8 protein-coding genes are annotated in these 12555 nt (G+C 69.8%); 2 read left to right on the top strand and 6 right to left on the bottom strand.

Annotated elements, in window-relative coordinates:
• Positions 1 to 412 precede the first annotated feature (412 nt).
• Positions 413 to 1225 carry a peptidylprolyl isomerase gene (locus AB0B82_RS11360; RefSeq protein WP_360165232.1) on the top strand — a complete coding sequence of 271 codons (813 nt, stop codon included), beginning with the start codon at positions 413 to 415 and terminating at the stop codon, positions 1223 to 1225.
• Positions 1226 to 1291: 66 nt separating this feature from the next.
• Here AB0B82_RS11360 and AB0B82_RS11355 read toward each other — a convergent pair whose 3' ends face one another.
• From AB0B82_RS11355 to AB0B82_RS11345, 3 genes are all read right to left on the bottom strand, one after another.
• Positions 1292 to 2431, bottom strand: a complete 1140-nt coding sequence (locus tag AB0B82_RS11355; RefSeq protein ID WP_360165229.1) for a glycoside hydrolase family 76 protein — start codon at positions 2429 to 2431, stop codon at positions 1292 to 1294.
• Between the two features lie 139 nt (positions 2432 to 2570).
• Entirely contained in the window at positions 2571 to 3755 is a 1185-nt protein-coding gene (locus AB0B82_RS11350; RefSeq protein WP_360165226.1) for a SpoIID/LytB domain-containing protein, read from the bottom strand.
• Positions 3752 to 5170: a peptidoglycan recognition protein gene (locus tag AB0B82_RS11345; protein ID WP_360165223.1), complete on the bottom strand. Its 1419-nt coding sequence runs from the start codon at positions 5168 to 5170 to the stop codon at positions 3752 to 3754. Before AB0B82_RS11345 ends, AB0B82_RS11350 begins: the two co-directional genes overlap by 4 nt.
• Positions 5171 to 5332: 162 nt before the next feature.
• Between AB0B82_RS11345 and AB0B82_RS11340 the strand changes: the two genes are divergently transcribed.
• Entirely contained in the window at positions 5333 to 6151 is an 819-nt protein-coding gene (locus AB0B82_RS11340) for a hypothetical protein (protein ID WP_360165220.1), read from the top strand.
• A gap of 55 nt (positions 6152 to 6206) precedes the next feature.
• Here AB0B82_RS11340 and AB0B82_RS11335 read toward each other — a convergent pair whose 3' ends face one another.
• From AB0B82_RS11335 to AB0B82_RS11325, 3 genes are all read right to left on the bottom strand, one after another.
• Positions 6207 to 7109 carry a hypothetical protein gene (locus AB0B82_RS11335; RefSeq protein ID WP_360165217.1) on the bottom strand — a complete coding sequence of 301 codons (903 nt, stop codon included), beginning with the start codon at positions 7107 to 7109 and terminating at the stop codon, positions 6207 to 6209.
• A 42-nt stretch (positions 7110 to 7151) separates the two neighbouring features.
• Complete coding sequence (locus AB0B82_RS11330; protein ID WP_360165214.1) at positions 7152 to 11039, bottom strand: S8 family serine peptidase; 3888 nt, start codon at positions 11037 to 11039, stop codon at positions 7152 to 7154.
• A 108-nt stretch (positions 11040 to 11147) separates the two neighbouring features.
• Positions 11148 to 12539 carry an NAD(P)H-quinone dehydrogenase gene (locus tag AB0B82_RS11325; RefSeq protein WP_360165211.1) on the bottom strand — a complete coding sequence of 464 codons (1392 nt, stop codon included), beginning with the start codon at positions 12537 to 12539 and terminating at the stop codon, positions 11148 to 11150.
• Positions 12540 to 12555 lie beyond the last annotated feature (16 nt).

Here is a 12555-nt window from a genome sequence, read left to right as displayed (position 1 = left end):
GGTACGACAGCATGCGGGGGGCTCGGACAGGAAATAACGGGTCCACACCCACCGCGACCTGTTCACACCCCCCGGCAGCTGCCGCGCCAACACGTCCGCGGAGCCGGTCGGCGCGGGTGGTGGGCGGGTGGTGGGCGGGTGGTGGGCGGGTGGCGGGCGGGTGGCGGGCGTGTGGCGGGCGGGTGGCGGGCGGGTGGCGGGCGGGTGGCGGGCGTGTGGCGGGCGTGTGGCGGGCGGGTGGCGGGCGTGGTGGGCGGGTGGTGGGCTGGTCGTGAATGTGTGGTGGGCGGGTCGTGAGTGTGTGGTGGGTGTGTGGTTGATGGCGGCGGCATGGTCGTGGCGGTGGTTAACAGACAGTTCTCAGGTTTTCGCTGTAGGTTCCGTGCAGGTATTCGGTGAGGAGGGTTACTGCATGTCCAAGAAGACCCATCAGCAGCAGCTGGCGGCGCGGAAGGCGAAGCGGCAGGCCGAGCGGGAGGCCGAGCGGCGGCGGCAGCGGCGGAATGTGGGGATTACCGTGACCACGATCGCGTTGGTGGTCGTGGTGGTTGTCGGGGCCTTCCTGGTGTTCGGAGTGGGCGGTGACGACGAGCCGGCTGCGAGTACGGTGCCGCTCGCGCCTGCCCCGACCCGGGCGACGCCGTTGCCGGCCGAGGTGAACTGCACGTACAAGAAGTCCTCCGAGCCCGCGGCCAAGAAGGTGAACCCGCCCGCCGACGGCGAGACCAAGGCGTCGGGGACTTCGAAGGTCGACCTGAACACCTCGATCGGCGAGCTGCAGCTGACGCTGGACAGCGCGCTCGCGCCGTGCACCGTGAAGAATTTTCTCAGCCTGGTCAGTCAGAAGTACTTCGACGACACCAAGTGTCACCGGCTGACGACCGGCGCCGGTCTGCAGGTGCTGCAGTGCGGCGACCCGACCGGCACCGGCTCCGGCGGGCCGGGGTACAGCTTCGCGGACGAGGTGTTCCCGACGCTGAAGTACGGCCGCAGCACGCTCGCGATGGCGAACTCGGGCCCGAACACCAACGGCAGCCAGTTTTTCATCGTGTACGGCGACGCGTCCGGGCTGACGCCGCAGTACACGGCCTTCGGGACGATCGACGAGGCCGGGCTGAAGCTGATCGACAAGGTCGCCGAGGCCGGTGTCGACCCGCAGAACGGCCCGGACGACGGCGCCCCGAAGACGCCGGTCGAGATCAAGTCCGCGACCTCGGCCGCCTGACACCTCCGACAGACAGCGGGCCCTCCCGGATCGACCGGGAGGGCCCGCTGTGCTGTGTCGCGGTGATCAGGCGAGCAGGTGGTACTTCGAGCGTGGCCAGGCCAGCAGGGCGTAGACCTGGGTGATACCGGACTGCTGCAGGAGCTCCACCGAGCCGTCACGGAAGTTGTGCAGGTTGGTGGCGGGGTCGCGGTTGGTCTCCCAGGTGTAGTCCGCGTAGGCCTTCATCGCCTGGCGGTAGCGCGGGTCCGGGGCGACCGAGTCCAGGATCAGCAGGTTCTTGAACCAGATCGAGTTGAACGCGGCACCGTTCCTGGCCAGGATCTCGGGGTTGTTGTAGAACGCCAGCGACGCCTCGGCGACCGACTTAGCGTCCTTCAGGTACTGGACGTTGCCCGTTGCCTTGTAGAGCAGGACGCCCGCACCGAGCATCACGCCCTGGTTGTAACTCCACTGGGTCTTCTCGATGTTGCCGGCCAGGTCGATGTGGTCCCAGTACAGACCGTTCGGCGCGAGCAGGCAGCCCTGCGTCCACTCGTACATCTTCTGCGCCCAGGTCAGGTACGACTTGTCGCGCGTCAGCAGGTACAGGTGTGCGCCGAGCTCCGCGCCCGGACCGTTCGACACGGTGTTGCGGTCCTGGCTCCACGGCGCCTGGGTCCAGTACACGCCACCGGCGCACGGGTGCGTCGGGTCAGTGTCCCAGCCGTGCACGACGAGCGTGAAGATCTCCTTGGCGCGGGCGAGTGCAGCGCGGTCACCAGTCCGCTTGTACCGCTGGATCAACTGAAGGCCGATCCACTCGTTGTCGTCGTAGAACTTGTCGCCGCCCTGGCCGTTCGGCGGCCGCACGTACGAGTCGTACCCGGTCGGCGTCGTGCCGGAGTTCCAGTAGAACTCGTACGCCGCCAACCGCCGGTCGGCCTCCCGGGAACCGGCCCGGCCCGCGCCCGGAACGACCGCCAGGTCCTCGGCCGCGATCGCCGCCTGGGAGTACGGCCAGACGTAGGAATACGGGTTGTCGTGGGTGTTCGGGTACTCCTCGAGCAGCAGGCCCTTGCCCGCGTCGAAGTAGGTGTTGATCGCCTCGTACGACGCACGCGCCCGGGCGGCCGCGGTCCGGTCGGCGCCGGCCTCCTCGCCGGCGCTGGCGGGGCCCGTGTTCAGCGAACCGAGCACGGCGACCGCGAGGACACCCGCGGCCAACCTGGTTGATATACCAATTCTCCTGCGCATCGACCTGCTCCTCCTGGGCGGTTTGACAGCGATGTCACGTTCTAACTGGCGCACGGACTCCGCGTCAATGGCTCAGCCGTCAGGCAGCTGCGAAGGATAAGTTGATATATCAGGAAATGCGGGCCGGGAAGCTGATCCACGCGGACTTGAGATGGAGCCGGATCCGGACCTGGTCCGCGGTCAGCACGCGCTTGCCGCGCGACCCGGACGCCTCCACGGTGAGCGCCCGGCCACCATCCGGGCCGACGCCGGTCCGCTTCAGCACCCGCACGTAGCGGATCGACCCGACATCGAAGACGGCCTCCAGCTCGGCGGCCGTGCGGGTCACCGTCCAGGCCACGTTCGGGTTGCCGTTGTTCGGGTACGCGTCCCAGCTGTCGGGTTTCAGGAGCTGGTACGGCACCTCGCCGGCCGCCGTCGCGCCGCCGTTCGACGAGGAGTACTCGGCGATGATCGGCTTCCCGCGGTACAACCGGACCTGCCCAGCGGTCGCCGCGATCGCGTTGTTCGTCGACGTCTTCTCGTCGTCGTACCCGCCGTACACCTGGCAGGACGTCGTGTCACACAGGTCGTACGCCCTACCCGTCGCGCGGGCCCGGTGAAAGACCGAGTAGGTGCGCGCGGCGACGGCCTGCGCCTGCAGTGCGGCCGAACGCCAGCTCGAAATCGATTCTCGCGGTACGACGCCGCGCAGGTAATGCTCGAGCGGCAGGACGTTGACCGTGTCCAGATGCGCCCCGGAGACGTCGACCGCGCGCAGCACACCGCGGTACCGGCGTACTGCGCCGCTCGGCAGCACCAGTCCGATCACGGCCGCGCCCTCGAACTGCGCCATACCGGTGAACGTCTTGTAGAGCGTCCATTTCCTGGTGGTCGCGTTGTACGAACTGAGCCTGGTCCCGTGTTCGCCGTTCGGGTCGATCGACCACTGGTTGATGGTTGTGGCCCGAGGCAAGGGATAGACCTTGCCGGTGGCCGTCGAGCGGACCGCCAGTCCGCTGACCGCGCCGACCCGGACGCCGTCGGTGGTGTCGGCGGTGATCCGGACCCGGATGCTGCCCGCTTCCTTCCCGGTGGTCGTGCCCGGGTAGTAGAAGTCGAGGATCTGCTGCGCCGATTTCCCGGCCAGGGCGGCACCTTGGGCGCCGTACTGCGACAGTCCACGGCCGTGCCCGAAGCCGCGGCCCATGATCGTCGTGTCCGGCGCCGCGGCCGGCGCGACGTCGCGGGCTTGGGCGCTCGTGCTGATCATCGCGGACGACAGGACGACGGCGGCGATCGCGCGCTTCCTCATGTGGCTCTCCCGTAGACGACGTGAACCTGGCGGTCGCGGCGGTCCCACACCAGCCAGCCGCGCTGGAACTTCTGCCGCACGCCACCCGGGGCCTGATAGGCCTCCGTGATCGGCAACCCGAGCCGTGCGCTGCCCGCCCCGAGCCGACGGAACCTGGTCCGGAACACGCCGGCCGTGGAATGGGTGCCACTGGCAACGGAATAAAAGAAGTCGCGGGTGCTGAAGTACGTCGCCCAGCCGGTCCGGGTCGGATGCTCACCCCAGAACGGCTGGCCGATGTTTCGGAAACCGAGTTTCCGCGCCGCCGCGTAGATCGGGGTCGAGAAGCTCCCGCCCATCAACGTGTTCACGCGCTGCTTCAACCAGCCGAGTTGCTTGTACAGCTGGGTTCCCGGGCAGGCGGTCGGCTTCGTGTCACGGTGCCCGGAAACCGTGTGCAGACTGTTTCCGGCGAGCACGACAGTGCCCAGCGGTGAGCGGTAGTTGGCGTCCAGCTTCCAGGCGATCACTCGCGCCGTTGCCTCCAGCATCGCCGGCGGTGGCGCGGTCTGCTCGAAGTTCCCGATCACCGCGACACCGAACGAGTTCGCGTTGTACGACGCGGTGTGCGCGCCGAGCACCGGCAGTTGCGCACCGCCGTACCGGCCCTCGAAGACGCGGCCGAAGCGGTCGACGAGGAAGTTGTACCCGAGGTCGCACCAGCCGCGGCTTTTCACGTGGTAGGCGTACATCGCCCGGACCATGGCGGGGACGTCGGTGCGCGAATAGTCGTTGCGATCGGCGGTGTGGTGGACGAACGCCGCCAGCACAGTGGTGGTGTACTTCGGCGGCACGCAATCCGCGCCGCTGTGCGCACGCAGTCGCTCATCCGCGCCCCAGCGCTTGCGGCTCACCATCAACGGCATCGGGTACGGCGCCCTACTGGCCGTCGCCGCAACGCCACCGCCCAGATCACCCGTGTCCGCTTCCGCGTCAGTGGACAGCACCCCCGGCCGGATCAGCACGACGCGCGCCCCCGGTACGACAGCACCCGTAGCAGTCACCACCCTGGCCTGGACGCCGGTCGCATTACCGACCCACAACGGCTCGGTGCCACCCCGCCCGGTTCCTTCGCGCCCAGTTGCTTCGGGAGCCGATGGATCCGGCCCGTGATCGTCGTCCACCTGCAGCGGCTGCCAGTCGGTCCAGCGGCCGTCGTGCTCGACCCGGACCTTCGCCGTCACGTCCCGCACCCCGGCCGGCCAGGTGACGCCGACCATCGCGTACGGCTCGGTGCGCGCCTGGACCGCGGGGCCGTCGAGTGGAATCTCCTGATAGGACTGGTCGGATCGGTCGTCCTGCGGCACCGGAACCAGTGCGGCCGCCGTCAACACGATCGGCCCGAACACCTGCAGGAGTCGCGCGGTCTTGCCCATGAACAGCCTTCCGGCGGAGGTCGGTCGGCGCTGGGCGGCGCGCGTCTCGATTATGCGTCGCCGGTGACCGCTTTCCGCGGATTTCGTCACCGTGCGTGGCGAGTGTTCGCGCTTGCGGGATTGGATAGGCTCTGACCAAAGAGCCCCCGAGAGAGGCCCGACATGGAATTCATCCTGCTCATCGCCGTCGTGGTGATCGCAGTCCTGGCGTACCGCTCGTACCGCCGGACCCAGCTGCAGAACCAGAAGCAGCACGAGATCACCGCGGCCGAACTCGAAGCGGTCAAGAAGACCGCGGACGAGGACATCACGCGCTTCGGCGAGGAGCTGCAGGACCTCGACCTGGAAATGGTCGGCAAGGACCTCGGCGACGGTGCGCGCCAGGACTACCAGCGCGCCCTGGACTCCTACGAGTCCGCCAAGCAGGCGATCGGTCAGGTCACCCAGGCCGACCAGATCAAGCACGTGATCGAGATCCTCGAGGACGGCCGCTACGCCGCGGCCTGTGTGAAGGCCCGGGTCGCCGGCGAGCCGTTGCCGCAGCGCCGCCCGGCCTGCTTCTTCAACCCGCAGCACGGTCCGTCCGTGGTCGACGTGGAGTGGGCGCCGCCCGGCGGTGCGCCGCGCGAGGTGCCGGCCTGCGCCGCCGACGCCGAGCGGGTCCGCGCCGGCGCCGAGCCGGACGTCCGCAAGGTGATGGTCGGCCCGCAGCGGGTTCCGTACTGGGAGGCCGGCCCGGCCTACTCGCCGTACGCGCAGGGTCTGTTCGGCGGCGTCGGCGGTGTGCTGACCGGTATGTTCATCGGCACCGCGCTCGGCGGCATGTTCGCCGGCGGCGGGTACGGCGACTACGCGGCCGGCTACGAGGACGGCATGGCCGACGGCGGCGGCGACGGCGGAGACTTCGGTGGCGACGGCGGGGGCGACTTCAACCCGTTCGACGGCGGCGACTTCGGTGGCGACTTCGGCGGGGACTTCTGACCCGTAGCGAACGACGAGGCCCCGGCGACCAACTGGTCACCGGGGCCTTGCCGGTTCACTCGCCGAACAACGGAGCGTTCCCCTCGGCGGTGTGCAGGTAGTGGACCGGATCCGCGAACTCGCCGGGGATCTTCCCGAGCCCCTGGATCAGTGTCGTCGCACCGTTGGCGTGACCAACGGCGTACAGGTACGCCGCCTTGGCGTCCTTGTCGACGCCGACGAGCAGCGTGCTCTGGACGCCGCACTTCTCCGCAACCAGGTACTCGAAGCCCTGCCAGGTCCTGGTCCGCACCTTCTTGACGACCGGCTGACCGGTCACCGGGATGCGGATCGTGTACAGCGCCCCGCCGTAGGTGTTGGCGAGGAAGGTGTCGTACGTCGCCGTCTCGCTGATCAGCGCCATCGTCTTCACCGCTGAGTACCCCGGCCAGCGAGACATCGTCCGGGTGTCCGGCACGTACCGGTAGAGCACGCCGTCGCCGCGCAGCCGGTACTCGGCGCCACGGTTCGTCTTGCCCCAGTAGAACGACTGCTCGATCGCCTTGTAACCGTTGTACCCGCCACCGCGCGACGTCAGCTCGGTGAACGGCTCACCGGTGGAGCGGTACCCGTACGCGCCGTCGTAGAGCGTCGCGTTCAGGATCACGCTGCCGTACGTCGTAGTGTCCCCCGCGACGCCGACGGTCGTGGTCCAGGTCGTGGCGACCTTCGCCACACCCGGCGCGAACATGTGCGGGCCTTTGCTGCGCTTGACCGTGATCGGCGAGCCGGCGGTGACCGCGGTGTTCGCGATATCGCCGGCCGCGGTGACCGAACCGACATTGATGCTGCAGGCGGCGGCGGTCGCCGTCGTTTCCGTCGTGGTGGCCGTGGCCGGTGCGGTCAGGGCCAGGCTGCCGAGGAGCACGGCGGAAGCCGCTGCCGCGGCTCCGCGGTTCAGTGTCTTCCGTGTCTTCATACCTAACTCGATGCACCGCGCGGAGCCGAAGTTGTGCGCGGATCAGCAGTGCAGGCGCTGAAGCGTGATCGGCAGTTCGACCGCCTTCCCCGGCCGGAGTGCGACATCGACGGAAACCGGCCGGAAATCGTTGGCCGCAACGACGACCCGCACCTTTCCACCGCCCGGCAGCCAGACCGCGTATCCGCCGTCGGGCCCGGTGCTCAACGTCCACGAACCCGCCCGGTTGTCGAGCGCCACCACCGCGCCGGCCAGCGCCGAGCTGGTGCCGTCACACGCTTTCCCGGTGACGGTCCCGGACAGCCGCACCCAGTTCGGCGGCGCCTGCGCCACCAGCGCCACGTCGACCGACGTCACGGCGTACGGCGTACCGCCGCGGACCGCGAGCCCCGCCCGGTAGGTACCGGGTTGCGAGAGCTCCTGGGAGTTCATCGTCAGCGTGACCGTCACACTCTGCCCGGGGGCCAGCGTGCCGCTGGTGATGGATTCGCTCAGCCACTGCGCGTCGGTCCCGGACTCGGCGCAGCCGTCGTGGCCAGGCAACTGCTCGGCGTACGCCACCTGACGGGCGTCAAGCAGGCCTCCGACCCGGAACAGGCCGCAGGCCGCGGCCCCGCGGTAGAGGGCATTCGTGGTGTTCGGCAGCGGCGACCACACGTCCGTGCGGGGGTTGTAGGAAAACGCCTCATTGGTGCGGACGGTCGAGTCGAGCGCGATCCCGCCGGTCACCGCGAGGGTGCCGCCGGCGACCGCATAGCTGCTCGCCCACAGGTCGAGCGGCAGATCCGCGACCCGCGACCAGGTGTTCGTCGCCGGATCGTAGGCGTAGGCGTGCCTGGTGCTCGGCGGACCGTTGCCGGTGTCGTCGGCGCCGAGGCCGCCGGCGCAGTACACCTTGCCGTCGATGCCGCCGCAGGACGCCCACGACGCCGGTTCGGGGTACGGCGCCAGGACTTCGAAGCGGTCGTGTGCGACGTCGTACGCCGTCACGTCCGTTGTCGCCACCTGGCACTCGTCGATGCAGCCACCGACCGAGTACACCTTGCCGTCGAGGACCGCGGACCCGACGGCACCCCACGGCTTGGGGTTCGCGGCACCGGTGCGCCAGCGGTCGGTCGCCACGTCGTAGATCAGCGTTGTCGCCGACGGAGTGTCCTTCGGGCCCCAGCCTCCGACCAGGTACAGCTTCCCGTCGACGAACCCGGACGCCGGCTTGCGCCGCCCTTCCGGCATGTCCGCCAGCCGTCGCCAGCTCAGCTTCTGCGGCTCGTAGACGTACGCCGCTGCCGAGGCCCGGCCGGACTCCACACCGCCGACGGAGTACACCAGACCGTTATGGGTCGCGGCGACGTTGTCGCTGATCAGGGTCGGGTAGTTCGAGACCGGGATCCACCATCGCGAGGGCGCCTCGCCGGTCGCCGCGGCCGTCGAGCCGTTGCCGACGTCGACCCCGCTCAACGTGTGACCAGGCTCCGTCCGGACCGGCTCCCGGCGCAGCGGCGCCGAGGTAGCGCGCAGACCCGCCACACCGTCGGCCGACTGCAAGTCGAACCCTCGCCGGGAATCGGCGAGCGAGTAGGTCGCCGCGGCAGTGCCGTCGTTGGTGATGGTCAGCTTGCGTTTCGCCGACTTGCCGAGCCGCGTGGTCGCCTCGATCGCGGAGTCCTTGACCGTCAGCCGTCCGGCCTTCAGCGAGAAGTTGACCGACTTGACCCAGTCCGTCTGAACCGTGACGGTCTTCTGCTGCGCCTGGTAGCCGTGCATCGTCGCCCGCAGCTTGCCGGAGCCGGTCGGCACGAACAGCCAGTACAGACCGTCCGGCTGGCCGGGATCGTCCGCGGTGGTGATCGTGGTCGCCGTCTGCCCGGCGCCCGTAACCTTGGCGTCGTTCACCGGCTGGCCGGTGTTCGCGTCCTTGACCGTGCCTTGGACGAGCCCGCCCGGGATCTTCGCGCAGTCGGTCCCGTAGCCCGGGGCCACGCACTTGCGGTTGTCGATCGGCACGGCGACATCGCGCACGAGGTCGCCGTCGAGCGCGACGTCCACCGTGCTGTCGGTGTACCCGCCGTACAGCGGCTGCACGTGCAGCTTGTGGGTCACGCCGATCGGCAGATCGATCGCGTACCGGCCAGTGGCGGGCTTGGTGTACCAGGCTCCGGCCACGCCGTCGACGGTCAGCTTGGCGTACAACGGCCAGCCGTGGCCGGATCCGTCGCGGACCAGCCCGCTCAAGGTCGCGCGGGGAGTCACCGCGAGCGTGAAGTCCTTGGTTGTCGTGGTCTTTGCCGAGATCGTGGCGTCGTAGGACTGCGTGCCGTAGCCGAAGGCCTGAACGGTGACACGATGATTCCCGGCGTCCAGGTAGAGCTCGTAGTTGCCGTCGGCATCGGTCTTCGCGGTGGAGCTGTCCGGGGCGGCCAGGCTCGCGCCGGCGATCGGCGTACCGGACGCGTCGACGACCTTGCCGGTCAGCAGCCCGGCGCCGGTACGTGGTGCCGCGCCCACCGCCGCGAGCACGTCGAGCAGGCCTTCGCCGTACACATGGTTGTCGGCCGCGGTCCCGCCACAGCTCGTGTCGTCGTGGTCGCGCGCGGAGCGATCCAGCACGCCGCGAGTCCGGGCCACGTCGCCGACCAGCTCCGGTGCGGCCGACCACAGGACGGCGACGGCGCCGCTGACATGCGGGGCGGCCATCGACGTACCGCTGAAGAAGACGTACCTGTTGCCGGGGTAGGCGGAGCGGATCATCTCTCCGGGAGCGGCGATGTCCGGCTTGACATCGCCTGACAGCGGGTTGCCGCGGGAGGAGAAGCTCGCGACGGCGCCGTTCTCGTCCACAGCCCCGACGGCGTACGACTCCGGGTAGTCGCCCGGCGAGCCGGCGGTCGAGCAACCAGGCCCCTCGTTGCCGGCCGAGAACGTCGGGAAGATCCCGGCCGCGACCCACTGCCGGACCCACTCCTGGTACCACGGGTTCCCGGGCGGACCGCCCCACGAGTTGTTGATGATGTTCGGCCGCTTGGCCGGGTCGGGGTTCGAGCCGTCGAGCTCGGTCGGCGCCAGCATCCATTGCGCGCTGAGCGCCATCGACAGATCGCTGCAGAAGTAGTCCTCACAGCCCTTCGCCGAGATCCAGCGGGCGCCCGGCGCGACACCGATCCGTTGTCCCGCACGATCGTCGCCGACCATCGTCCCGATCGTGTGCGTCCCGTGGCCGATCTCGTCACACGGCTCCGCGACCGCACAGACTCCCGCCGGGTCGTACCAGTTGTAGTCGTGCGTGAACGTCCCGTCGCCGTTGTTCCCGCGGTACGACGAGACCAGCGCCGGGTGGTCGTACTGCGCCCCGGTGTCGATGCTGCCGACCACGATGCCTTGCCCGGTGGCGCCGTACCGCTCCCAGGCCTGGTCCGCGTGGACCGCCGCGACACCCCACTCCACGCCGCTCGTGGCGGCGGCCCGCTGCTCCCGCGCCGGCTTGGGCAACGGGTACGTCGTCGGCGTCTTGAGGGCGACCACGCCCGGCTCAGCCGCCAGCCGCTCCGCGAGCTCACGGCTGCCGTTGCGGACGTAGATCGAGTTGTCGATGTACAGCGAGACGTACTCCGCCTGCGCCGACCGCAGCGCCTTGAGCACCGGCCCCTGATCCCGCTCGGCGGTCGACCGCAGCGCGCTGACCACCGCCTTGCCGCGTTCGGTCCAGTCGGTGATCCGGGCCGCTGCCGTGAGCTCGGGCTGCCGCTCGAACCGGACCCAGAAGTCGCTCGGCCCGTCGGCGAGCCGCGCGGTCAGACCGGGGTCGACCGCGGCCCGCAGCGCGGCCTGAGCGGCCGGTGCGTTGACCGCCGGCAGCAGCAACGCGAGCGGTGCGAGCACACCGGCCAGAGCAGGTCGGAGCAGCCGCGCGAGCGGCACAGGGAGGAAGGCCATGGGCGCGATCCTCGCCACCGGGCCGCTGGTACAGCAAGACGATCTCCTGGCTTGTAGCCGTCATGACGACTTTTGGCCAGGCCAGTGACCGCGGCCGGTCCAGTCAGGTCAGTGCCGCAGGTGCAGCCGGCGCGCGGCTTCGGCGATCGAGCCGGAGATCGACGGGTAGACGGTGAAGGACTGAGCGACCTGGTCGACGGTGAGCCGGGCGGCGACGGCCAGCGAGATCGGGTGGATCAGTTCGCTGGCGCGCGGCGCGACCACCACGCCGCCGACCACGATGCCGGTGTTGGGCAGGCAGAAGAGCTTCACGAAGCCGTCCCGGACGCCCTGCATCTTCGCCCTGGCGTTGTCCGCCAGCGCCACCTTGACGACCTGTGCCGTGGTGTCACCGGCGTCGACGACGGCCTGGGTCAGCCCGACGGTGGCGATCTCGGGTGCGGTGAAGACGTTCGCGGACACCGTCGACTGGTTCAGCGGCGTGACCGCGTCGCCGAGCGCGTGGGCCATTGCGATTCGGCCCTGCATCGCGGCCACCGAGGCGAGCATCAGGACGCCGGTGCAGTCGCCGGCCGCGTAGACGCCACGGGCGGTGGTCCGCGACACCTTGTCGACCTGGACGAACCCGCCGTCGGTCAGCGACACGCCCGACTCGACAAGATTCATGTCATCGGTGTTCGGCAGCGATCCGACCGCGAGCAGCGCGTGCGATCCCTCGACCGTCCGGCCGTCGGTGAGCGTCACCACGACGCCGTCGCCCTGGCGCTTGACCGACTCGGCCCGGGACTTGCTCAGCACGGTCAGACCGCGGCGCTTGAACACGTCCTCCAAGACGGCAGCCGCGTCGGCGTCCTCCCCCGGCAGCACCCGGTCCCGGGACGACACCAGGACGACGTCGCTGCCGAGCGCGTCGTACGCGCTGGCGAACTCCGCACCGGTGACGCCGGACCCGACCACGATCAGCCGCTCGGGCAGCTCGGACAGCTCGTAGACCTGCTCCCAGGTCAGGATCCGCTCGCCGTCCGGCTCGGAGCCCTTGAGCACGCGAGGCCTTGCACCGGTGGCGATCAGGACCACGTCGGCGTCCAGCCGCTGCTCGCCGCCGGCCGCGTCGACGACCACGGTCTCGGGCCCGTCCAGCCGGCCGCGGCCCTCGATGACGCGCACCTTGTCCCGCTCCAGCCGGCGGCTGATGCCCTCGGACTGCGCGGCGGCCAGCGCCTTGACCCGCCGGTTCACGACGGACAGATCGACCCGGACGGAGTTCGCCGGGTCGTCGTCGCCGTCGTCCAGCCGGACGCCCAGCTCACCGGCCTCCTCGACCTCGGTCATCACCTCCGCCGTGGCGATCAGGGTCTTGCTCGGCACCGCGTCGGTACGCACGCCGGAACCGCCGATCCCGTCGGAATCGACGACCGTCACCTCCGCCCCGAGCTGGGCGGCCGCACTCGCCGCTTCGTACCCGCCGGGACCGCCTCCGATGATCACAACTCGCGCCACGGGAGGCCATTCTTCC

The sequence above is a fragment of the Kribbella sp. NPDC048915 genome, assembly GCF_040649595.1.
Lineage (GTDB): Bacteria > Actinomycetota > Actinomycetes > Propionibacteriales > Kribbellaceae > Kribbella.
Note: the sequence above shows the minus strand (reverse complement) of the source record. Positions and strands in the feature narration are given on the sequence as shown.

Excerpts from the sequence above, each read along its gene's own strand:
- AB0B82_RS11360 (WP_360165232.1), top strand. The coding sequence starts at position 413 with ATGTCCAAGAAGACCCATCAGCAGCAGCTGGCGGCGCGGAAGGCGAAG.
- AB0B82_RS11350 (WP_360165226.1), bottom strand. The coding sequence starts at position 3,755 with ATGAGGAAGCGCGCGATCGCCGCCGTCGTCCTGTCGTCCGCGATGATC.
- AB0B82_RS11345 (WP_360165223.1), bottom strand. The coding sequence starts at position 5,170 with ATGGGCAAGACCGCGCGACTCCTGCAGGTGTTCGGGCCGATCGTGTTG.
- AB0B82_RS11340 (WP_360165220.1), top strand. The coding sequence starts at position 5,333 with ATGGAATTCATCCTGCTCATCGCCGTCGTGGTGATCGCAGTCCTGGCG.
- AB0B82_RS11335 (WP_360165217.1), bottom strand. The coding sequence starts at position 7,109 with ATGAAGACACGGAAGACACTGAACCGCGGAGCCGCGGCAGCGGCTTCC.
- AB0B82_RS11330 (WP_360165214.1), bottom strand. The coding sequence starts at position 11,039 with ATGGCCTTCCTCCCTGTGCCGCTCGCGCGGCTGCTCCGACCTGCTCTG.